Origin of the sequence: Paraglaciecola polaris LMG 21857 (assembly GCF_000315055.1) — a bacterium.
GTDB lineage: Bacteria > Pseudomonadota > Gammaproteobacteria > Enterobacterales > Alteromonadaceae > Paraglaciecola > Paraglaciecola polaris.
The window spans coordinates 1-20,957 of record NZ_BAER01000145.1 but is presented as its reverse complement, the minus strand read 5'-3'; the positions used below and the strand labels follow the sequence as shown (position 1 = coordinate 20,957).

General features: G+C 43.8%; 25 protein-coding genes and 1 pseudogene. 16 read left to right on the top strand and 10 right to left on the bottom strand.

Annotation, left to right across the window (positions count from 1 at the left end; translation table 11 throughout):
- The first annotated feature begins 189 nt into the window (after positions 1-189).
- Positions 190-744: a GTP cyclohydrolase I FolE gene (gene folE / locus GPLA_RS22805; RefSeq protein ID WP_007107404.1), complete on the top strand. Its 555-nt coding sequence runs from the start codon at positions 190-192 to the stop codon at positions 742-744.
- A gap of 88 nt (positions 745-832) precedes the next feature.
- Positions 833-1,829: pseudogene (locus GPLA_RS22800) on the top strand (5'-methylthioadenosine/S-adenosylhomocysteine nucleosidase family protein).
- Between the two features lie 111 nt (positions 1,830-1,940).
- Here GPLA_RS22800 and GPLA_RS22795 read toward each other — a convergent pair.
- The gene (locus tag GPLA_RS22795; RefSeq protein WP_007107403.1) at positions 1,941-2,675 is read right to left on the bottom strand and encodes a YebC/PmpR family DNA-binding transcriptional regulator; all 735 of its coding nucleotides are present in this window, start codon (positions 2,673-2,675) and stop codon (positions 1,941-1,943) included.
- A 111-nt stretch (positions 2,676-2,786) separates the two neighbouring features.
- Entirely contained in the window at positions 2,787-3,893 is a 1,107-nt protein-coding gene (zapE, locus tag GPLA_RS22790) for a cell division protein ZapE (protein ID WP_007107402.1), read from the bottom strand.
- A 243-nt stretch (positions 3,894-4,136) separates the two neighbouring features.
- Between zapE and GPLA_RS22785 the strand changes: the two genes are divergently transcribed.
- From GPLA_RS22785 to GPLA_RS22775, 3 genes are all read left to right on the top strand, one after another.
- Complete coding sequence (locus GPLA_RS22785; protein WP_007107400.1) at positions 4,137-4,577, top strand: ZapG family protein; 441 nt, start codon at positions 4,137-4,139, stop codon at positions 4,575-4,577.
- Positions 4,578-4,671: 94 nt separating this feature from the next.
- Positions 4,672-6,042 carry a DegQ family serine endoprotease gene (locus GPLA_RS22780; RefSeq protein ID WP_007107399.1) on the top strand — a complete coding sequence of 457 codons (1,371 nt, stop codon included), beginning with the start codon at positions 4,672-4,674 and terminating at the stop codon, positions 6,040-6,042.
- A gap of 102 nt (positions 6,043-6,144) precedes the next feature.
- Complete coding sequence (locus GPLA_RS22775) at positions 6,145-7,206, top strand: trypsin-like peptidase domain-containing protein (RefSeq protein ID WP_007107398.1); 1,062 nt, start codon at positions 6,145-6,147, stop codon at positions 7,204-7,206.
- A gap of 75 nt (positions 7,207-7,281) precedes the next feature.
- Here GPLA_RS22775 and murA read toward each other — a convergent pair whose 3' ends face one another.
- The 7 genes from murA to GPLA_RS22740 form a co-directional block, all read right to left on the bottom strand.
- Complete coding sequence (gene murA / locus GPLA_RS22770; RefSeq protein WP_007107397.1) at positions 7,282-8,541, bottom strand: UDP-N-acetylglucosamine 1-carboxyvinyltransferase; 1,260 nt, start codon at positions 8,539-8,541, stop codon at positions 7,282-7,284.
- A 71-nt stretch (positions 8,542-8,612) separates the two neighbouring features.
- Complete coding sequence (locus tag GPLA_RS22765; RefSeq protein ID WP_007107396.1) at positions 8,613-8,870, bottom strand: BolA family protein; 258 nt, start codon at positions 8,868-8,870, stop codon at positions 8,613-8,615.
- Positions 8,871-8,897: 27 nt separating this feature from the next.
- Positions 8,898-9,227 carry an STAS domain-containing protein gene (locus GPLA_RS22760; RefSeq protein ID WP_007107395.1) on the bottom strand — a complete coding sequence of 110 codons (330 nt, stop codon included), beginning with the start codon at positions 9,225-9,227 and terminating at the stop codon, positions 8,898-8,900.
- Entirely contained in the window at positions 9,228-9,869 is a 642-nt protein-coding gene (locus GPLA_RS22755) for an MlaC/ttg2D family ABC transporter substrate-binding protein (RefSeq protein WP_007107394.1), read from the bottom strand.
- Positions 9,870-9,897: 28 nt separating this feature from the next.
- Positions 9,898-10,362 (bottom strand): outer membrane lipid asymmetry maintenance protein MlaD, encoded by a 465-nt coding sequence (mlaD, locus tag GPLA_RS22750; RefSeq protein WP_040515793.1) that lies wholly within the window; start codon positions 10,360-10,362, stop codon positions 9,898-9,900.
- A 13-nt stretch (positions 10,363-10,375) separates the two neighbouring features.
- Positions 10,376-11,155: a lipid asymmetry maintenance ABC transporter permease subunit MlaE gene (gene mlaE, locus GPLA_RS22745; protein WP_007107392.1), complete on the bottom strand. Its 780-nt coding sequence runs from the start codon at positions 11,153-11,155 to the stop codon at positions 10,376-10,378.
- The gene (locus GPLA_RS22740) at positions 11,156-11,953 is read right to left on the bottom strand and encodes an ATP-binding cassette domain-containing protein (RefSeq protein ID WP_007107391.1); all 798 of its coding nucleotides are present in this window, start codon (positions 11,951-11,953) and stop codon (positions 11,156-11,158) included.
- Between the two features lie 317 nt (positions 11,954-12,270).
- On the opposite strand from GPLA_RS22740, the gene GPLA_RS22735 reads away from it, so the two are divergent.
- The 11 genes from GPLA_RS22735 (at position 12,271) to GPLA_RS22685 (ending at position 20,120) form a co-directional block, all read left to right on the top strand.
- A complete protein-coding gene (locus GPLA_RS22735) occupies positions 12,271-13,233 on the top strand; it encodes a calcium/sodium antiporter (RefSeq protein WP_040515792.1) in 963 nt (320 codons plus the stop codon).
- A 6-nt stretch (positions 13,234-13,239) separates the two neighbouring features.
- A complete protein-coding gene (locus tag GPLA_RS22730) occupies positions 13,240-14,211 on the top strand; it encodes a KpsF/GutQ family sugar-phosphate isomerase (RefSeq protein ID WP_007107388.1) in 972 nt (323 codons plus the stop codon).
- A complete protein-coding gene (gene kdsC / locus GPLA_RS22725; protein WP_007107387.1) occupies positions 14,211-14,765 on the top strand; it encodes a 3-deoxy-manno-octulosonate-8-phosphatase KdsC in 555 nt (184 codons plus the stop codon). Before GPLA_RS22730 ends, kdsC begins: the two co-directional genes overlap by 1 nt.
- Positions 14,762-15,325, top strand: a complete 564-nt coding sequence (gene lptC / locus GPLA_RS22720) for an LPS export ABC transporter periplasmic protein LptC (RefSeq protein ID WP_007107386.1) — start codon at positions 14,762-14,764, stop codon at positions 15,323-15,325. The genes kdsC and lptC overlap by 4 nt, the downstream gene beginning before the upstream one ends.
- A gap of 40 nt (positions 15,326-15,365) precedes the next feature.
- Positions 15,366-15,884 carry a lipopolysaccharide transport periplasmic protein LptA gene (gene lptA / locus GPLA_RS22715; protein WP_040515795.1) on the top strand — a complete coding sequence of 173 codons (519 nt, stop codon included), beginning with the start codon at positions 15,366-15,368 and terminating at the stop codon, positions 15,882-15,884.
- Entirely contained in the window at positions 15,884-16,609 is a 726-nt protein-coding gene (gene lptB / locus GPLA_RS22710) for an LPS export ABC transporter ATP-binding protein (protein ID WP_007107384.1), read from the top strand. The genes lptA and lptB overlap by 1 nt, the downstream gene beginning before the upstream one ends.
- A 123-nt stretch (positions 16,610-16,732) precedes the next feature.
- Entirely contained in the window at positions 16,733-18,226 is a 1,494-nt protein-coding gene (locus GPLA_RS22705) for an RNA polymerase factor sigma-54 (RefSeq protein WP_007107383.1), read from the top strand.
- Positions 18,227-18,251: 25 nt separating this feature from the next.
- Entirely contained in the window at positions 18,252-18,539 is a 288-nt protein-coding gene (hpf, locus tag GPLA_RS22700) for a ribosome hibernation promoting factor (protein WP_006992775.1), read from the top strand.
- Positions 18,540-18,554: 15 nt separating this feature from the next.
- Entirely contained in the window at positions 18,555-18,998 is a 444-nt protein-coding gene (ptsN, locus tag GPLA_RS22695; protein ID WP_007107382.1) for a PTS IIA-like nitrogen regulatory protein PtsN, read from the top strand.
- Between the two features lies 1 nt (position 18,999).
- Positions 19,000-19,845, top strand: coding sequence for an RNase adapter RapZ (gene rapZ / locus GPLA_RS22690; protein ID WP_007107381.1), 846 nt, complete (start codon positions 19,000-19,002; stop codon positions 19,843-19,845).
- Positions 19,842-20,120 (top strand): HPr family phosphocarrier protein, encoded by a 279-nt coding sequence (locus GPLA_RS22685; RefSeq protein WP_007107380.1) that lies wholly within the window; start codon positions 19,842-19,844, stop codon positions 20,118-20,120. The genes rapZ and GPLA_RS22685 overlap by 4 nt, the downstream gene beginning before the upstream one ends.
- A 75-nt stretch (positions 20,121-20,195) precedes the next feature.
- Here the strand turns inward: GPLA_RS22685 and GPLA_RS22680 are convergent, their stop codons facing one another.
- Positions 20,196-20,951 (bottom strand): DNA/RNA non-specific endonuclease, encoded by a 756-nt coding sequence (locus GPLA_RS22680; protein WP_051997717.1) that lies wholly within the window; start codon positions 20,949-20,951, stop codon positions 20,196-20,198.
- Positions 20,952-20,957 lie beyond the last annotated feature (6 nt).

The following is a 20,957-nucleotide window of genomic DNA, read 5'->3' as shown; positions in this document are numbered from 1 at the left end:
AGGTTACTTAGTTATGACACGAGATGATTTGGCATAACGAATATGACACAGATGTGGCATCAGGCATTTATCCTAGAGCAAAGAAAATGCTATCATTCGACGATTATATGGCGCGCTAGTATAGCCCTAACCTCAAGTTAACTGTTCTTCAACGCCTTCGGTCTATTTTTTATTACAGAGTCAGATTTAATGTCAGATGATTTAACCCACCATTACTCGCAAATTCTTTCAATTTTAGGTGAAGATACCAAGCGGGGTGGTTTAGTAGATACGCCCAAACGTGCTGCGAAAGCGATGCAGTTTTTGACCAATGGTTATCAAAAGAACCTGAGTGACGTGGTAAACGGTGCCATATTTGAAGCCGATACCGACGAAATGGTTGTGATACAAAATATTGAATATTATTCATTGTGTGAGCACCATATATTGCCGTTTATTGGTCAATGCCATATCGCTTATTTACCCAAAGGAAAGGTGTTAGGGCTGTCTAAGTTTGCACGTATTGTGGACATGTATGCTCGCCGTTTGCAGATCCAAGAAGGGTTAACCAAGCAAATAGCGGATGCCGTTCAAGAAGTGACAGGTGCTGCTGGCGTTGGCGTTATAATGGAAGGCAAGCACATGTGTATGACCATGCGGGGTGTACAAAAGCAAAACTCTTCTATGGTGACCTCAGTGATGTTAGGCGCGATGCGTAAATCAGATGCCACCCGCAATGAATTTCTACGTTTAATCGGAAAATAACGCCTTCGTTAACTTTTTAGCATGCCAATACGCATATGTATTGGCAGGTTTTTGTCATATACGCCCCCAACAGGTGTGAACGTGACGTATTCCTTTTATCTCAAGTTTATTTGTCAGTGCAACTGTCGATGCACAACATGTCTCTACTGAATATGGTCCTCGTGCGTTTGACGTGAAGAATAAGTGGACGGCCATTGTCGCAGTATACGAGCCCGAAATTAAAGCCATCGATACAGCCATTGCTAAATTAGCAGATGCGAGGATCCACGAAACCGTTACCTTCCAAGAGGGAAATATCAATTAGGTACTTATAAAGGCAAGCCCATTGTTATTTTTACCACCGCAATAAGCGTGCTTATCGCTGGGATGACGATGCAATTGGCGCTGGATTACTTCTCTATTGATAGGGTGATTATGATGGGGATTGCAACGGCGATTAGTACCGAGTTCACTCCTGGTGATATTGCTGTTCCGGCGAGATGGTATTTTCATGATGAGTCTGTGTATGTTAATCCTGACCTCGATCCCGAAAACAACGGTGAGTGTGTACTAACTGACTATTATGAAAAATCTTTAGCGTCGTTTTTAGAGCGTCGTAAACAAGACCCACATTCACCCGTTTATGAGAACTTTGGCTTTATTCATCCTGAATAAATGGCAGTCATTAAAGAGCGCGGGGAAATCCCCGCCAGATGCCTTATTTCACAGCTTCTAAAGAGTTACTCGAGTTAACTAAAAAAGCGGTTGAAAAAGGGAGTCTTGTTGCGATGCCATCGGGCAAGTCTATTCATGTCAAAGTAGGTGGTAATGGTGCAACTGGCTCAGTGTTTTTAGATAATGCAGAGTACCGAAAATGGATTCGCCGAGTATTCAACGCAGATGTATCTGGAATGGAATCTGCTGCAGTGGCGCAGGTTTACTCCGCTAATGATGTTGATTGGGTAGTTATTTGCTCAATCAGTGATTTAGCCTGCGGTCAGCAAGGTAAAAATGTTGAGAATGTATTTGATGGAATCGCATCGGGTACAGGCGCGAAGCTATTGCTAGGTGTGTTAGATGAAATGGTTGCGCTAGCAGCGCAATAATTTCTGAGGCTGTAACAGATTCGGTGCAACTAGGATATTGTTGATACCAAAACACCGTCAATTTGACGGTGTTTTAAGATAACTTTACTGTTCTGAATTAGCTGAGGGGGTTTATTCTTCCTCTTCGCGCTCTACCACGGCATTGTGGTAAACGTCCTGCACATCGTCACAGTCTTCTAACATGTCCATGAATTTGTCGAACATAGCGACGTCTTCACCAGAAACCGCGCTTTCAGTTTGCGGGACAAAGGTGATTTCTTCTGCTTCAAACTCTTGCTCAGGGTTATGGTCAGTCAACGCAGTGCGTGTTTTGTAATATTCGGTGTGCGGTGCGAAGACTGTAATCATGCCGTCTTCACATTCTACCTCTGTCACATCTACATCAGCTTCCATCAATACTTCTAATACTGCATCTTCATCATTACCTGGGAATGAAAAAACAGCCTGATGATCAAACATGTGGCTAACAGTACCGGTAACGCCAATTTTAGAACCTGTCTTAGTAAAGCAGTTACGCACATCTGTGATGGTGCGGTTATTGTTATCTGTTAGACAGTCAACAATCACCATACAACCACCGGGACCAAAGCCTTCGTAACGTGCGGGAGTGAAATCTTCGCCTGCGCCACCAGCGGCTTTATCAATGGCTTTATCAATAACGTGACTAGGAACCTGATCTTTTTTGGCTTTATCGATTAAGCGACGCAATGACAGGTTAGCCTGTGGATCAGGGCCGCCGTTTTTAGCGACGACATATATTTCTTTACCGTATTTTGAATAGACTTTGGTTTTAGCGCCGGCAGTTTTTGCCATGGAAACCTTACGTACTTCAAACTTTCTGCCCATTAATGTTCTCTTTTTTTATACAAATATAATGATATGACCGAGATTTTACCGATAAACAGGCAAATTGTACAAAACCCTTTCACGGGCTTATGACTCGTTCAACGGGTTCGTTTATGGTAGATGCTCAGTCGCTAAATAATCGTGGGATTGCATTTCTTTTAAACGACTTAGGCAGCGACGAAATTCAAAGTTCAAACTTCCCTCGGTGTAAAGATCTTCTAATGGAACCTCCGCTGACATTATGAGTTTGACGTTACGTTCATAAAACTCATCTACCATGGCGATGAAACGTCGGGCGATATCGTCGATTACCTGTCCCATTTGCTCAACGTTGGCCAGTAAAATTGAATGATAACATCGGCTTAACTCCATGTAGTCGGTTTGGCTACGGGGACCATCACACAAAGCTCTAAATTCGAACATAGCGACGCCTTCCGCGCTGTGCAACGTAGGGATCTGGCGGCCTTTTATGGTTATCGCGGTATCGTGCTGACATTCTTCTGGTGCCAACTGGCTAAAATAGGTGGATAGATTTTCGGTGGCAGACTGATCTAACGGGTAATGATAGATCTTGGCTTGCTTTAAGGTACGTAACCGATAGTCAATTCCACTGTCTACGTTCACAACCTGGGTATTTTGATTAATTAATTCAATGGCAGGCAGAAAACGCGAGCGTTGCAAGCCATTACGATACAACTCGTCTGGAATGATATTAGATGTAGCGACAAGGACAATTCCTCGGGCAAACATTTCTTCCATCAGGGTGCCTAAAATCATCGCATCGGTAATATCCGAAACAAAAAATTCATCGAAACAGATGACCTTGGCTTCACTGGCAAACTTAGCGGCGATAATCTTTAGTGGGTCGGATTTCCCCCCAAGGGTCTTCAATTCTTCATGTACTCTATGCATAAATCGATGAAAGTGCACACGTACCTTTTTTTCAAAGGGTAGGCAGTCATAAAAGGTATCGACTAGATAAGTTTTGCCCCGACCAACACCCCCCCAAAAATATAAGCCCTTAATGGCTCTTTTTTGCGGATTTTGACCAATAACAAACTTTATTTTGGTCCACAGGCTCGGCTCACGTGTTGGCTCGACAAGCTCGTCGAACAAACGCTGTAATTGCTTGACAGCGTTGGCTTGCGCGGGATCTGAGTGGAAGTCTTCGCGCAGTAAGTCTTGTTGATATTTTTGCCAAGGGGTTGAGGCTGACATTAGGCGTGTTTTTCCTTTAACTGAATAACCTTAAAATTTACGATACAGAAGATGTTGAGGTATTGAATACAAATTTAATGACCGCATAAATGCATGGCAGGGGGTATAATATCAAAACATGGCGTTTTTTGCGCAGCAAGCAGTGCATAGTTTATAAATTTTTGTCGCTGACTATTGTAGAGTTGAGTGATATTACGCATTTTAAGCGAATGTTACTTTCACAACCTTATTATTGGAGTAAATATGGATTGGTTAATTGGTGTGGTTTTAGTGCTGGTTGGCGCGGTGATTGGTTTCTTTGTTGCAAAATATGTCTACCTAGATAGCGCAAAATCGTCAAAAGACAGCCAAAAGGAACAGACGTTGAAAGACGTTTTGGTTCAGCAGTCGTTTTCACACGTAGCAGAAAGCCGCAAAGTAGTTGCTCAACTTGAGCAACAATGCCAAGTGTTGAATCGGAATATAGACAGTTATGAAAAGTCCTTGGAGCTTTTAAATATTGACGCTCAGGGCAGTAACGTTAGTTTTTTCGGTGAGCATGCTTCGCCTTTTCTGCAGCATAAAGAGCAAACCGTAAAGCGTGTTAAAGACAGTGCTGATGTGCAGCCGCTGGATTTTTCAAATCAGAGTTCTGGTTTGTTTAGTGGAACAGAAGGCACTACTCCTGAAAAGCAATCGAAATAACTTAACAAAAATTTTGCTGGGAACTTTTTAAAGAAGCCAGCAGTCTTTGTTGTGTTTATTTAAGCTAATTAGTCACCCATGGAGTTATCGTTAAATGAGTAAAGTTATTAACCGCACTGCCATTACCAGTTGTGTTTTTGCGGCAAGCTTAATGATTGCTGGTTCAGCAAACGCTGCCTTGCCATTTTTTTCAAGTGATAATGAACCCGTCACAAGCTTGGCTCCCATGTTGGAAAAAACCACACCGGGGATAGTCACTATCTCAGTGGAAGGCACACAAGTTTCCCGCCAACAAGTACCTGAAATGTTCCGTCGTTTTTTCGGCGGCAACGGAGAGCAGGTGCAAGAGCGTCCCTTCAAAGGGTTAGGTTCAGGCGTTATTATCGATGCAGATAAAGGTTACATAGTGACCAACAATCACGTAGTCGAAAATGCCGATGAAATCACAGTTAAGCTGAATGATGGCCGTGAAATAAAAGCCAAAAAACTTGGCGCTGACGAGCAAAGCGATATCGCATTATTGAAAATCGAAACGGATAACCTGAACTTAGTTGCGGTTCCACTCGCGGATTCTGACAAAGTAAGAGTCGGTGATTTCGTCGTAGCGATCGGTAACCCCTTTGGTTTGAGCCAAACAGTGACCTCAGGTATTGTTAGTGCATTGGGTCGTTCAGGCCTAAACATTGGTGGTTACGAAAACTTTATTCAAACCGACGCCGCAATTAACCGTGGCAACTCGGGCGGTGCATTGGTCAGCTTCAATGGTGAACTAGTGGGTATCAACACCGCGATTTTTGGCCCTAATGGTGGCAACGTCGGTATCGGATTTGCGATCCCAGCAAATATGATGAAAAGCTTGGTCGATCAAATTATTGAATTCGGTGAAGTACGCCGAGGTTTGCTCGGTATCCTCGGGCAGGACGTAGACTCCGGTCTAGCGGAAGCAATGAATCTGGATGTGAGCCGTGGAGCCTTCGTAAGTGAAGTTTCTGAAGGCTCAGCAGCAGATAAAGGCGGTATTCAAGCCGGTGATATCATTATTGAAATCGAAGGCCGTCCGGTAACAAGCTTTTTAGAGCTTAGGGCTAAAATTGGTAGTAAAGGCGCAGGTACTAAAGTCAATCTGACCTTGTTACGCAAAGGTAAAGAAGAGCAAGTACAAGTCGTATTAGGCGATGCTACGCAAAGCACTGTGGCGGCAAAAGAGATCCATCCTGCTCTGGAAGGCGCAACGTTAACCAACGGTAAAACCCAACAGGGCGTTGATGGAGTGGTTATTTCGGAATTGATTGCTCGTTCACCTTCGTCATTGATTGGTCTGCAAGATGGTGATGTGATTATTGGTGTCAATCGTCATAAAATCGACAACGTAATGGATTTACGTAATGCCCTTGATGAATCAAAAGGAGTCATTGCGCTCAATGTTAAGCGCGGAGTGTCGACTCTTTATTTAGTAATCCGCTAGTTTTATCGATTTAATAGCAGCCTCGGTGATGGGCTGCTATTAACTCTTTCCCGACAGTGTTATTCTTAACCTCTGATAAGTAAGCTTTTATTAGCAGGTCCCTTGAAAGATTCATTAACTTTTTTGATTAAATCGGCTTTTGTCGGTGTCATCATCTCCGGGGTGATACTCCTTCTGGTGCCTGATCTTCGCCACGGTAGCGGTTTAAATCTATCGATGTTCAACCCCGTCCGGCAAACGTCCGATAAGCTTAGCTTTAATCATGCGGTTAATGTTTCTGGCCCTGCGGTAGTCAATATTTACAGTCAGTCGATAGAGAGTGGCAGTATTTATAATCGCAGCCAAGCGGTTGAGCGTACTAGCTTAGGCTCTGGCGTGATCATGAGCGAAGATGGTCTTATTCTGACTTGTTTACATGTAATCGCGAACGCTAATAGCATTTTAGTTGGTCTACAAGACGGTCGTAGAGCTGAGGCACAAATTATTGGCTATGACCCTTATACGGATCTAGCCGTGTTGAAAGTAGCCGAAGATAATTTACATGTTATTCCTCAATTAGCCGACCCAGATACCCGTGTTGGCGACTTAGTGCTTGCCATAGGAAACCCCTATAATTTAGGTCAAACCATTACTCAAGGTGTTGTTAGCCGTGTTGGGCGTAACGGGCTAGCTGCGTATTTTGATTTCATTCAGATGGATGCCGTGCTCAATGAAGGCAACTCAGGTGGAGCTTTAATTGATAGCAACGGTAATTTAATTGGTATTAATAATGCTAATTTTAAGACCTTAGATAGTCAACGCCGAGTCAAAGAAGTCGATGGTGTGTCGTTTGCTATCCCTTATGGATTAGCGAAGAAAGTGATGGATGAGATTGTGGCGAATGGCCGGGTTACACGGGGTCAATTAGGCGTTGGAGCGGCGGAGGTTTACGGCCGTTCAGGTATTTTGATCACTAGTGTGACGCCTGGCAGTTCTGCTGATCGCGGAGGTATCAAAACCGATGATGTGATGTTAGCGATTAATGGTCAGCCAACTGATAGTGTTACGCAGACCTTGGACTTTATTGCGGAAACCAAACCTGGATCTGAGCTACAAGTAGAAGTGAGTCGTGGTGGTAAATTAGAGACGTTAACGGTTGTAGTGGCAGAGCTCGGTACACCATAACAGGTCAGAATAGCTTGTTATTTTAGTGTATCGATTGACGGTGCGCTAAAATACCAAGCTGTTCTAATGTTTAGGTTATTTGATACGCTGTATATTAGCGCCTAAGCCATTAAGCTTTGTTTCTATGTGCTCGTAGCCACGGTCTAGATGATAAATTCGATCGACAATAGTTTCCCCTTCCGCGACTAATCCAGCAATGACCAAACTAGCCGATGCACGTAAATCGGTTGCCATCACTTGGGCGCCTTTTAAGCTAGATACTCCGTGACAAACAGCGCTGTTGGTTTCCAAATCTATTTTGGCTCCCATACGTTGGAGTTCCGGTACATGCATGAAGCGGTTTTCGAAAATATTTTCAGTGACTACGCCCGTGCCTTCCGCCACACAATTTAACGCGACAAATTGAGCTTGCATGTCGGTTGGAAAACCTGGATGTGGTGCCGTTTTGATGTTTACGCTTTTCAGCGTATGGCCCTGCATATCAAGCTCAACCCAATCTTCGCCTGTTGTGATGACAGCGCCGGCCATTACCAGTTTATCTAAAACGGCATCCAGGGTTTCAGGAGCCGCATTTTCACATCGGATTTTACCACCTGTCACAGCCGCAGCAATTAGAAACGTGCCTGTTTCAATACGATCGGGTAGCACGGTATAACGACAGCCTTGCAAGCGCTCAACACCCTGAATGCGAATTTTGTCGCTGCCCGCATTTTTGACCTTAGCCCCCATAGCATTTAAGCAGTTGGCTAAGTCGACAATTTCTGGTTCTCTGGCGGCGTTCTCTAACACGGTTTCGCCATCAGCTAAGCAAGCTGCCATCATTAGGTTTTCTGTAGCGCCTACGCTCACCATATCCATAAATATGTTAGCGCCTTTTAGACGACCTTCTACCTTGGCGCGGATATATCCTGCTTCAACATCAATTTTAGCACCCATTTTCTCCAACCCTTGCAGGTGCAGATTCACTGGGCGAGCGCCGATTGCGCAACCTCCGGGTAAGGAGACATTGGCTTCACCATATTTGGCCAATAATGGTCCCAGCACTAAAATAGATGCGCGCATGGTTTTAACCAAATCGTAAGAGGCGTTGCAGTTGTTAATTGAACTTGGATCAATTTCTACTGAATGGCCAGAAACCCGCTTAGCATCTGCGCCTAATTCAGCCAATAGGGCGAGACTGGTATTGATGTCTCTTAGCTCTGGTACATTATCAAAGTAGCAAGTAGAGTCGGCTAAAATACTCGACATTAAAATAGGTAATGCCGCGTTTTTAGCGCCGGAAATACGTACTGAGCCTTGTAAAGGCTTCGACGCTTTAATAAGTAGTTTGTCCATTGAAATTGCTCTTATGAATTGTACGACAGGGTGAATTCTTGCGCAGAATAATGTCTGCACAGAGTACCAGTTTACTGAGGCATATTGAGAAGACGTTCTCGTTTCCACTGTTTTTCAGAAAACGTTTTGATCGAAATGGCGTGCATCGTACCTTGAGCAATAATGTCGCTTAACGGGGCGTAAACGAACTGCTGTTTTTTAACTCGGCTCATTTCTTCAAATTGATCGCTCACCGCAATAATTTGGAAGTGAGAACCATCACCAGTTACATGGGCTTCAGCTAAACCGAGTTTTTCGATGAGTAACTGTTCGATTTCAGAATTTTGCATAGCTTTCCTAATATTAAGATTAAACGGTCATTGTAACGGTAAAAAGCCGTCAACGTCGCTTATTTTAGCTAAATTTAATAGGGTCTCTGGGGGATTGACCACACTGAATTGAATATTCTGCCCTCTAGCGTCACGTATTAAATTAATTAACCATGCAAGGCCTGCCGTATCTATATGGTCAACATGCCCAAAGTCTAGAATAAGCGGTTTTTGACTCGATGTTGCATTTTTCAACTGCTGCAAACTATTAGGCCAGAAGCTCGGGATCGTTTCACGATTGAGGCGCCCCTTGAGTATGAAACACTCAGGGGTACCTTGGGGATTCTCGACCGTGATCTGTGACGTGCTTACACTCACTTAGTTTTCCTTTTTGCTTTGCTCAAGGGTAATAGGCTGAGCAATTTTTTCTTTCATAATATCAATCACTTTTTGAATGCCGTCTTGGCGTAAAATAGACTCAAATTCACTTTGTTTGCTCGATAACAAGCTGATCCCTTCGGCGACCATGTCATAGGCCTTCCATTCGTTGGTTTTCGTGTTCTTGCGTAACTTGAACGAAATTTTAATATCTGGACGGCCAGGTTCTTTGACTACCGCTCGAACGGTTGCTGTATTGTCGTCTGGAGTGTCACGCATAGGTTGAAATACCACTTCTTGGCCATTGTAATAGGTCAATGCTAGGGCATAAGTGGTAATTAAATATTGACGAAAAACTTGAATGAATTCAGGTATTTTGTCTTTTGGAACCGTTCTGAAATGTTTACCCAAGACCTTTAGTGCGGCAAAGTTATAGTCAACGTGCGGTAGCAAGTCTTGCTCAATAATATCGCGTAAAATTTCAGGGTTTTTCTGAATTTCACTATGCTCATTTTTTATGCGATCGAAGGTTTCTGTCGCAACATCTTCCAGTAACTTATAAGGGTTCACTTCTTCAGCGGTGGCAACACCGCTAAAAATCAAGATGATTGCAGCGCTAAATATTCGGCTTAATTGTTTCATAGGGTATTTAAAATCCAAAAGTTATAAATTAATCATTTTTACTGAACAGGAATTGACCTATTAAGTCTTCTAAGACGAGTGCAGATTTGGTGTCTGAAATATAATCACCTTCTGCGAGATCGGCAATGCCATCTATACTAAAACCCGGCTGAAAACCAACATACTGTTCACCCAATAAACCCGAGGTCAAAATAGATACCGAGCTTGTCTCAGGAAATTTGTTGTACTGTTGCGAAATTTTAAGGGCAACAACAGGTGTATAACCATCAGAATCTAGGTTGATGCTATCGACCCTTCCTACGGTTACGCCGCCGACTTTTACTGCCGAGCGGGCCTTAAGGCCGCCTATATTGTCAAACTTGGCATACAGAGTGTAGGTGTCAGTGCCGCTAGACATGCCCTGATTAACCGCTTTAAGGGCTATTAGCAAACCGGCTGCTATGGTTAATACCACAAACAAACCAACCATAATTTCTACTTTCCGTGAGGACATTACTCTTATACTCCTACTCTATACCAAACATTAATGCGGTTAGGATAAAGTCCAGTCCTAACACAGCTAAAGATGAAAATACCACGGTTTCAGTGGTTGCCTTGCTTATCCCCTCTGAGGTGGGAATGGCATCGTACCCTTTAAATATCGCTATCCACGTGATAACAAAAGCAAACACAACTGTCTTTATGATGCCGTTCACCACATCTTTGTTCCAGTCGACACTGGACTGCATGATAGACCAATAGCTGCCTGCATCGACGCCTAACCAATCCACACCGACGATATGGCCGCCTAATATGCCGACCGCGCTGAAAATTATTGCTAGCATAGGCATAGAAATAATACCCGCCCATAGCCGTGGAGCAACCACGCGTCGCAGGGGATCCACTGCCATCATTTCCAAACTGCTCAACTGCTCAGTCGCCTTCATTAAACCAATTTCCGCGGTCAAGGCTGACCCTGCGCGCCCAGCAAATAATAAGGCGGTCACAACGGGGCCTAATTCTCGCAATAGGGAAAGGGCTACCATTGGGCCCAGACTGCCTTCAGCGCCATAGCCGACTAATATAGTATAACCTTGTAATGCCATGACCATTCCAATGAACAATCCTGAGACCACTATGATTAACAGTGACTGAACACCGACTACATATATCTGTTTTATGGTTAAAGGGGTGTTTTTTATTAACTGGGGTTTGGCGATAATCGCCCCCATTAACATTAAGAACGCCCGGCCAAACGAACCGACTGTGTCGATTGCGCTACGTCCGATATTCGCCAACCACTGCATCTATTTCGCTCCTAAAAAGGTAAGTTCAAGTTCGTCGGCGGGGTAATGAAAGGGAACTGGACCATCTGCGTGTCCTTTCAAAAATTGTTGCACAAGAGGCGAATCGCTTTGCTTGATTTGCTCTGGTGTACCACTGCCTATTACCTTCTTTTCAGCCAAAATGTAAATATAGTCTGCTATGGTAAGTACTTCTGTGACGTCGTGGGTGACTACCACGCTTGTCAGTTGTAGAGCATCATTTAATGCTTTGATTAGTTTGACTAATACGCCCATTGAAATCGGATCTTGTCCTGCAAAGGGTTCATCGTACATGATTAGCTCAGGATCCAGCGCTATTGCTCTGGCAAGGGCTGCTCTGCGCGCCATTCCACCAGACAGTTCAGCTGGCATTAAATCTGCTGCACCACGTAAACCAACGGCCTGTAATTTTAACAGTACTAAGGTTTTAATCTCTGCTTCGGATAACTTTGTATGTTCCCGTAACGGAAACGCAATATTGTCGTACACCGTCATATCCGTGAACAGTGCGCCGCTTTGGAATAACATGCTCATTTGGCGTCTAACGGTAAACAAGCGGTTGCGGCTCATGCTTTGTATAGACTCACCTTTAAAGCGAATATCTCCACTGTCAGGTTTTAGCTGGCCACCCATCAAACGCAGCATAGTGGTTTTACCTATACCACTTGGGCCCATAATCGCCGTGGTTTTCCCCTTTACGATGCGCAACGAAATATCATCATAGATAATACGACCACTTCGAGAGAAGGTTAGGTTGTCTATTTCTAGCAAATTTTCCATTAAGCCTATTGTCTTCCTATCAGATGAACCAAATACTTACTATCTGGGGGAGGTTAATTGGCGGCATTATACGTTTTTTCAAGAGCAAACCTCAAAGCCAAAAAGTAACAAGTTATATTCGTATTTTTCGAACATAGCGCCCAATGCCACAAAGGGTAGGGTAAATCAGATCTTAAAGCATTAACTAGAAGACCTGAATAGAATAATTATCGTTCATTCTTATTTGTAATGGGCCGTTTTATTTGTCACACAATCAATAGGCAAAGGCAGTGCTTTTTGCGACAATTGGGTATTGGTTAAAAAATAAGTGAGTTTTCGTGATAGTTGAAGCATTGTTATTTTTGTTGTGGTTAGTGGTATTGAGCTGGGGAGCAGATCGATTCGTATACGGATCATCCGCCCTGGCTAGAAATATGGGCATTTCGCCGATGATCATCGGTTTAACCATAGTGGCCATGGGATCCTCTGCACCGGAAATTATGGTTTCGGCAACCGCCTCTTTAAGCGGCAATACAGATACCGCTATAGGAAACGCAATTGGCTCAAACATTACCAATATCGCCTTAGTCTTAGGCTTAACAGCGTTACTTAAACCATTAACGGTTGCATCCACTACGTTAAAGCGAGAAATGCCCGTTTTGTTGGCAGTGTCGTTATTAGCGACATATTTCTTAGCTGACTTATATTTGTCTCTGAGTGAAGGTCTAGTGTTGTTTGTTTTATTCTTTTTCACCATAGGTGGTTTGGCTTGGATGTCTTATCACATGGAAAAAGGTGATCCACTAGAGCAAGAAACGCATGACGAAGTGCCTGACGGAGTACCAACTAAAAAAGCAGTTATTTGGTTATTAGTGGGCTTAGTCTTGTTACCGCTAAGCGCCCACTTCATGGTTAATTCGGCTGTGGTAATTGCCCACCATTTTGGCTTAAGCGATTTAGTGATCGGTTTGACCATTATTGCTATTGGTACCAGTTTGCCTGAATTGGCCGCGAGTATAGCTGGTGTGTTAAAAGGGGAAGACGATTTAGCGCTGGGTAATATCATTGGTTCGAATATTTTCAATATTTTAGCGGTAATGGCGATGCCTGGCTTGATTGCCCCAGGGCCTGTCGATCCTGATGCCGCGAGTCGTGATATTTACACCATGCTCGGGCTAAGCTTTTTGTTAGTGATCTTTTGCTTTAATTTACGAGGTACAAGACGGATTAATCGTTTTGAAGCCTTGGCGTTTCTAGGATGTTTCGTTGCTTATCAATACTTCGTATTTAACCAAGGCTAATTCAGTATGAGTCAGGTAAATTACATTCAATCAGCTCTGCGTGTGCTGGAAATTGAAGGGCAAGCAATAGCGCAACTTACCCAATACGTAGACGAAAATTTTGTCGCCGCATGTGAGTTAATGAAAAATTGTAAAGGCAAAGTCGTGGTCTGCGGTATGGGTAAATCCGGGCACATAGGCCATAAGATTTCCGCTACGTTAGCGAGCACAGGTACACCGGCTTTTTTCATGCACCCGGGGGAAGCTAACCACGGCGATTTAGGCATGTTAACAGAACAAGACGTTTTGTTGGCCATTTCTAACTCAGGAGAAACCACTGAGTTGCTAGCATTGTTACCCGTAGTCAAACGCCGCGGGATCGCTATTATTGCCATGTCTAACAACCCCCAGAGCTCACTGGGTAAATATGCTGATGTTAACCTGTGCATTAAAGTTGAAAAAGAAGCCTGTTCTTTAGGGCTTGCTCCTACCGCAAGCACGACAGCTACTCTCGTGATGGGAGATGCCTTGGCTGTTGCTTTGCTCGATGCAAGAGGATTCACACCGGATGATTTCGCCCTTTCGCACCCTGGTGGCGCATTAGGTAGAAAGTTGCTGCTTAAGCTAGAAGATATTATGTGTAAAGGTGAGTTGCTGCCATTGGTAACGACTCAGCAAACGATCAGTCAGGCGTTACTCGAAATTTCTCGGAAAGGAATGGGCATGGCGGGTATCATCGCTGATGACGGGCATCTGTTGGGCATCTTCACGGACGGCGATTTACGCAGAGTGCTCGATGCACGGGTTGATATTCATACCGTAAGTATTGAAAGCGTGATGACAGCCAATTGCATTACCGCTTCCCAAGAAACGCTTGCCGCGGAAGTGTTGAATGTCATGCAAAAACGTAAAATTAGCTCATTGTTCATCGTTGATGAAGCACATCTGCCAGTTGGCGCAATTAACATGCAGACTTTGTTAGCTGCGGGGGTCATTTAATGAGTGATATCAATACACTTTACGGCTGCAAATCTTCGTCTTTGATGGATAAATTTTCACGAATTAGGTTACTTGCCTGTGATGTTGACGGGGTGTTTTCCGACGGGCGTATTTACATGGGGAATGCTGGCGAGGAACTCAAAGCCTTCCATACCCGAGACGGCTTTGGTGTCAAAGCGTTAATGAATATTGGCGTTCACGTTGCCGTTATTACTGGGCGTGAGTCGAAAATCGTCCAGCAAAGGATGTCCGCTTTAGGCGTAAAGCATATTATTCAAGGATGCGAAGCTAAAGATACCGCACTTGCTGCGCTGCAACGAGAGCTCAAAATAGGTAAAGAAGCCACCGCATCAATGGGTGATGATATGCCCGACATCGGCATGTTTGACTTGAGTCATATTGCGATAGCCACCAGTGACGCTCACCCGTTTGTGAAAAAACAAGCCCTGTACATTACCCAGATTAACGGTGGCTTTGGCGCCGTGCGTGAAGTTTGTGATTTAATACTGCACGCAAAAGGTAAGCTAAATAAAGTGACAGGAACTAGCATATGAATCGCGTTACGCTCAGTATCGGTTTACTGTTTATCTTAGTCATTGCAACCAATTTACCTGATTGGTTGGCGGATGAGGACATAACTCCACAAACTGAAACTGAGACAGCTTGGCAACCCAACTATCAAGCGAGCGAAATGTTAAGTACCTTGTTTGACAAAGACGGTCGCTTAAGCCATCAAGTGTTCGCCACTAAGATGGAGCACTTTGATATGCTCGGTTTTACGCTATTTAAGCAGCCTCAATATACTATATTTGTTGCTTCTCAGACGTCTCCATGGCAAGTGTCGGCTAAAGACGGTACTTTGTATGAAGACAATCGGATTCAATTAGAGAATAATGTCGAGATACGCAATCAGGATGAGCAAGGATTTGCTCGCACCATTCGCACGGATTTCATCGAAATAAACTTGATCGACAAAACCATGGAGTCTGACCAGCCCGTACAAATATTTGGTCAGCACTATGTGATTAACAGCAACGGTTTTAGAGCCAATTTAACCACCCAACAATATGAGTTACTTGATCATGTGCAAACCATTTATCAACCTCAGCCTTAGCTTAGTTGCCTTAGCAACATTGACGTTTTCCCCAATGAGCTTGGCCGGCAAAGAGGACTTTACGCAAGCCATAAAAGTGGACTCGAAATTTCAGTTTGGCGATGGTAAAACTAAAAAATCTATTTTCCGAGAAGATGTGCATATTAATCAAGGTAGCTTGAACGTATACGCAGATGAAGTGGAAGTGGATGCCAGTAAGGGTGAAGGAAATGAAATTTTTATCGCCACTGGTAAGCCGGCGAAATACACTCAACAACAAGAGCAAGGTGGCAGTATTGAAGCGTCGGCAAATCGAATCGAATATCGTCGTGATTTACGCACCCTAACGCTAGAGGGTGATGCCCAACTCAAGCAAAATAATAGCAGTGTAAAAGGTGAGTCTATTGTCTTTAATATGGAACTCGAGCAAATTGTCGCCCAAGGTGAAGGTGAAAAAAGTGGGCGAGTGATTACTATTTTCCAACCATCAAAAAAATCGGCGGCAGATAACGAGAAAAAGCCTGTGGAAAATAACATCGTCAACCCAGCAGAGCAGCCTAAACAGGATGTAAATCCATAATGGCCACGTTAAAAGCTACCCATTTGGCTAAATCCTATAAATCTCGTCAGGTCGTACGGGATGTCAGTCTTGAGGTCTCAACTGGCCAAATCGTCGGATTATTAGGCCCAAATGGGGCCGGTAAAACGACCACTTTTTACATGATTGTGGGGCTGGTGCCACTGGATAAAGGCCAAATTTCTATTGATCAGCAAGATTTGACGCTTCAGCCCATGCATATGCGGGCCCGGCTGGGAATTGGTTACTTACCACAGGAAGCATCTATTTTTCGTAAGTTGACTGTGCATCAGAACTTAATGGCTATCTTGCAAACGCGCAAAGAGCTCAGCTCAGAGCAAAGAGAAGAGCAAGCTGATTCATTATTGGATGAGTTTAATATTAACCATATTCGAAACAGCGCTGGCATGAGTTTATCTGGCGGTGAGCGTAGACGAGTCGAGATTGCTAGAGCGTTAGCAGCTGACCCTGAGTTTATTTTACTCGATGAACCCTTTGCTGGTGTTGATCCTATTTCAGTGAATGACATTAAAAAAATTATTCAACATTTGCGTGACCGTGGTATTGGTGTTTTGATAACTGACCACAATGTTAGAGAGACACTCGATGTATGTGAGAAGGCCTATATAGTGAGTCACGGTGAACTTATCGCTTCCGGAACGGCAGAAGAAGTATTAAGCGATCAACGTGTAAGAGATGTATACCTAGGCGAACAATTCAGGCTATAGTTAGACTGGAAAAGCTGCTCATTTTATCGAGATAATACTCAGGCGCTTGGTATGATATTTACAATGTTATCGAATCAACCACAGCGTATTAATCAGTTTGCAACGGACAAAATAAAGAAGTAAATGAAACCCTCTTTACAATTAAAGTTTAGTCAATCACTCACTATGACTCCGCAACTGCAGCAAGCTATACGCTTGCTACAGTTGTCTACGCTCGATTTACAGCTAGAAATTCAAGAAGCCTTGGATTCGAATCCGCTTTTGGAGATAGAAGAGCCTACTGACCAAGAATCTGGCGACAGTGCACTTAACGATAATTCACTGGACCCAGCATCAAAAGAAAGTAACGAAGTCGTTGATACGAGTAGTGACAACATAGATGCCAGTGAAGCCCTAGAGAAAAATGATATTCCAGAAGATTTACCTATGGATACCACTTGGGATGAATATATCAGTGCATCTTCTGCCCCAGCATCGAGCATCTCAAGTGGTGCTGCGGGAGACGATGAACAAATTTTTCAAGGCGAAACCACGGATAATATCCAAGATCACCTTTTATGGCAGATGCGTTTAACTCATTTTAGTGAAACAGATATCGCCATTGCAACGGCAATCATTGATTCCATAGATGAATCTGGTTATTTGACCATGAGTGCTGAAGACGTATTGGCGAGTATGGATGATGAAGAAATAGAACTTGATGAGGTCGAGTGCGTACTCAAACGTATTCAGATGTTCGACCCTATTGGCTCTGGTTCGCGAACGCCACAAGAATGCTTGTTAGTTCAATTACGCCAGTTTGCTCCTGACACCCCGTGGTTAGAAGAAGCCAAAACGTTGATAAGCGAATATGCTGATCTGCTAAGCAGCAAGGATTATCGTACTTTGATGCGTAAATCACGTCTTAAAGAAGATGACTTACGGGAAGTGATGCGCCTGCTTAAAACTCTTAACCCACGTCCTGGCAGTGCATTAATTAAAGGTGAACCTGAATACGTCATACCGGATGTGTCGGTCAGTAAAAAGAATGGCCGCTGGACCGTCGAACTTAATCCTGACAGCTTGCCGAAATTAAATGTCAATCAGCAGTACGCAGCCATGAGCCGAGGTGCAAAAAACACCAGCGACAGTCAATTTATTCGCTCGCATATGCAAGAAGCCAAATGGTTTATTAAAAGTGTTGAGAGTCGCAACGATACCTTATTAAAAGTGTCGAACTGCATAGTGCAACAACAAATGGGCTTTTTTGAACACGGTCCTGAAATGATGAAGCCTATGGTGCTCAACGATGTTGCTGAAATGGTTGATATGCATGAGTCTACTATCTCTCGTGTAACTACCCAAAAGTACATGCATACCCCTAGAGGCATTTTCGAATTGAAGTATTTTTTCTCTAGCCATGTTGCCACTGAAACAGGCGGAGAATGTTCATCAACGGCGATACGCGCGTTGATCAAGAAGCTGGTCGCGGCAGAAAAACCAAGTAAGCCGTTGAGCGACAGCAAGATTGCTCAATTGTTGGCCGATCAAGGCATTATGGTTGCTAGGCGAACAATAGCAAAATACCGGGAATCTCTGATGATACCCCCGTCGAACCAACGAAAAAGCCTATTGTAGGCTGATTAAAGAAGGAAGAGGCGATATGCAAATTAATATTACTGGTCACCATGTGGACGTTACTGATTCACTAAAAGATTACGTCGATACTAAATTTACCAAGCTAGAGCGACACTTCGATCAGATCAACAATGTTCACGTAATTCTCAATGTAGAGAAGCTCAATCAAAAAGCGGAAGCGACGATACATTTGAATGGGGCAGATGTTTTTGCCACCATGGAACACAACGATATGTATGCTGCGATTGACGGGTTAATCGATAAACTCGATCGGCAAGTCATTAAGCATAAAGAGAAAGCTAAACGCCATTAACCCATCAGGTAAATAATGGAAATTTCAAGTATTCTTCACCCTGACTGCGTATTGTGCGCAGTTCAGGGCTCCAGTAAAAAGCGCATCTTAGAGCTCATTAGTCAGGTGGCCTCTCAGCACCTTGTTGAGGTCGATCAGGCGACTATTTTAGCCAGCCTAAGTGGCAGAGAGAAAATGGGTTGTACTGGTATCGGTGGCGGTATAGCTTTGCCCCATGGCCGCATTAAGGGGCTTGAATCCACGTTAGCCGTGTTGGTTACTTGTCAACCCCCCGTTCAGTATGATGCTATTGATAATATGCCGGTAGATATCTTTTTTGCCATATTAGTGCCAGAAGAAAAAGCTAAAGAGCATTTACAAACACTGTCTGCGATTGCTAAAAGATTCAGTGATAAAGATGTGCTGAAAGACTTGCGCAGTGCCACAACCGATCAAGAACTATTTCAGGTACTCAGTTGATATGAAACTTATTATCATTAGTGGGCGTTCAGGCTCAGGGAAGTCCGTTGTATTGAGGTCACTGGAAGATTTAGGCTACTATTGTGTTGATAATATACCGGTTAATTTGTTGCCCACCCTTACCCATACGGTGGTTGATGAATATGATCAGGTAGCAGTTAGTATTGATGTACGAAATTTACCCAAAGATCCCAATGAGTTAGTCGAGATACTAGATTATTTACCCTCCACTTGGGAAATGACGATCTTATACTTGGACGCCAGTGACGATGTACTCATCAAGCGTTTTAGCGAGACACGTCGTTTACACCCCTTGTCCAAACAAAACAAATCACTGTCAGGTGCTATCCAAGCTGAAAGCCAATTGCTGGCACCCATCGCTGAGCGCGCTGATTTGTACTTGGACACAGATAGATTATCAGTCCACCAACTGGCTGAATTAGTGCGCGAACGTATTCTTGGTAAAAAGAGTTCTCGTTTGGTATTGGTGTTTGAAAGTTTTGGTTTTAAACACGGCATCCCCAAAGATGCGGATTATGTATTTGATGCACGCTTTTTGCCAAATCCTCATTGGGAGCCCGATTTGAAGCATTTAACCGGACTTGATTCCCCAGTGGAGATATTTCTTGGCGCTCAACCCATAGTCACAAAATTTATCTGGCAAATTCAGAATTTGATTTCTACTTGGTTACCACATTTAGAGCGTAATAACCGCAGTTATGTGACGATTGCTATCGGCTGTACTGGCGGGCAACATCGCTCAGTATATGTGGTTGAAATGCTAGCAAAAACGTTCAGTACATCACACCCAGATGTGCAAATCCGTCATCGCGAGCTAAACCGATGAGTGAACGCTTGGAGAAAACCTTACTGATTGTTAATAAGCTGGGTTTACATGCAAGAGCCGCCACACAACTGGTCAAATTGGCCAACCAGTTCGACGCTGAGGTTACCATAGTGCAGGGTGATAAAAGCGCGTCAGCCAGCAGTGTCTTGGGCTTATTGATGCTGGAAAGCTGCCAGGGTAAAGAAATACAAGTGATATCAGAAGGTAATGACGCTCAGCTTGCTATGGACGCCGTAGAAGAGCTGATTGTCGGCCGGTTTAACGAAAACGAATAAGCTCAGACTAGTTTGTTTTTTAGGCTGTCCCACATTCACCTAAAACCTCAGCTTGCTATGTGTCTGGCATTTGAGTTAACACCCTAAGCTTAGGCTTAAGCCTCCTAAACGGCTTTCTAGTACATACTCCTTACTTCTTGTCAGCATGGGAAATATATTCAACCCACTGCGACTTTCTATGTTGTCTATCGTGACTTCTTTGGTACAGTAATTATCGGCGCGGGCGCTGTTTTGTTCCATCACATAGGCTGACGCCTTAATAAAACCAACATGACTAATAGTCGCGACTATTTTGAAATAGCCAGAGGGGATGATATGGGGTTCATCCGCGCCTGGTAACATGGCAAAAAAGCTTTCATATAAAGGCCCTGTTACCACATAAACAGTATTCCCCTTTCGTGCCAAATCTCGCACTGCCGTTTCTAATCTGACCCATGGACCTTGGTTTAGATTTGAGCTTTGCGGTGTAATATTGGAAAGATAGTTAGTCGTGCGCCAGTCATCAGTATTACTAACGCTTGCTAGAGGCACTTGATGCCCTCGATCGGTACGAATAAGAGCATTGGCATCTTTATAATCAGCCGTTTCTAACGTGTACTGTTTGGCAATTTCGGGATCTGAGCGCCAGCTTCGAGAACGACTTGGTCCGTCAATTGTGAGCGGTGAAACCACATACGCGGCCCAGTCAGCAAATTTGCTGTTTTGATTGTTACTCAAGGTGTAAATCGAGCGCTTTATCACATCATTACTGCCAGGTGCTCCCGTTGGACATCCAAACTGACTGCACACGTTGGCGTATAGGGCATTCGAAACAAATGCCAATATTAATATTAACCT

What these genes read in the sequence shown, in the direction of transcription:
- folE (WP_007107404.1), top strand. Translation starts at nt 190, where the DNA reads ATGTCAGATGATTTAACCCACCATTACTCGCAAATTCTTTCAATTTTA.
- GPLA_RS22795 (WP_007107403.1), bottom strand. Translation starts at nt 2,675, where the DNA reads ATGGGCAGAAAGTTTGAAGTACGTAAGGTTTCCATGGCAAAAACTGCC.
- zapE (WP_007107402.1), bottom strand. Translation starts at nt 3,893, where the DNA reads ATGTCAGCCTCAACCCCTTGGCAAAAATATCAACAAGACTTACTGCGC.
- GPLA_RS22785 (WP_007107400.1), top strand. Translation starts at nt 4,137, where the DNA reads ATGGATTGGTTAATTGGTGTGGTTTTAGTGCTGGTTGGCGCGGTGATT.
- GPLA_RS22780 (WP_007107399.1), top strand. Translation starts at nt 4,672, where the DNA reads ATGAGTAAAGTTATTAACCGCACTGCCATTACCAGTTGTGTTTTTGCG.
- murA (WP_007107397.1), bottom strand. Translation starts at nt 8,541, where the DNA reads ATGGACAAACTACTTATTAAAGCGTCGAAGCCTTTACAAGGCTCAGTA.
- GPLA_RS22765 (WP_007107396.1), bottom strand. Translation starts at nt 8,870, where the DNA reads ATGCAAAATTCTGAAATCGAACAGTTACTCATCGAAAAACTCGGTTTA.
- GPLA_RS22755 (WP_007107394.1), bottom strand. Translation starts at nt 9,869, where the DNA reads ATGAAACAATTAAGCCGAATATTTAGCGCTGCAATCATCTTGATTTTT.
- mlaD (WP_040515793.1), bottom strand. Translation starts at nt 10,362, where the DNA reads ATGTCCTCACGGAAAGTAGAAATTATGGTTGGTTTGTTTGTGGTATTA.
- mlaE (WP_007107392.1), bottom strand. Translation starts at nt 11,155, where the DNA reads ATGCAGTGGTTGGCGAATATCGGACGTAGCGCAATCGACACAGTCGGT.
- GPLA_RS22740 (WP_007107391.1), bottom strand. Translation starts at nt 11,953, where the DNA reads ATGGAAAATTTGCTAGAAATAGACAACCTAACCTTCTCTCGAAGTGGT.
- GPLA_RS22730 (WP_007107388.1), top strand. Translation starts at nt 13,240, where the DNA reads ATGAGTCAGGTAAATTACATTCAATCAGCTCTGCGTGTGCTGGAAATT.
- kdsC (WP_007107387.1), top strand. Translation starts at nt 14,211, where the DNA reads ATGAGTGATATCAATACACTTTACGGCTGCAAATCTTCGTCTTTGATG.
- lptC (WP_007107386.1), top strand. Translation starts at nt 14,762, where the DNA reads ATGAATCGCGTTACGCTCAGTATCGGTTTACTGTTTATCTTAGTCATT.
- lptB (WP_007107384.1), top strand. Translation starts at nt 15,884, where the DNA reads ATGGCCACGTTAAAAGCTACCCATTTGGCTAAATCCTATAAATCTCGT.
- GPLA_RS22705 (WP_007107383.1), top strand. Translation starts at nt 16,733, where the DNA reads ATGAAACCCTCTTTACAATTAAAGTTTAGTCAATCACTCACTATGACT.
- hpf (WP_006992775.1), top strand. Translation starts at nt 18,252, where the DNA reads ATGCAAATTAATATTACTGGTCACCATGTGGACGTTACTGATTCACTA.
- ptsN (WP_007107382.1), top strand. Translation starts at nt 18,555, where the DNA reads ATGGAAATTTCAAGTATTCTTCACCCTGACTGCGTATTGTGCGCAGTT.
- rapZ (WP_007107381.1), top strand. Translation starts at nt 19,000, where the DNA reads ATGAAACTTATTATCATTAGTGGGCGTTCAGGCTCAGGGAAGTCCGTT.
- GPLA_RS22685 (WP_007107380.1), top strand. Translation starts at nt 19,842, where the DNA reads ATGAGTGAACGCTTGGAGAAAACCTTACTGATTGTTAATAAGCTGGGT.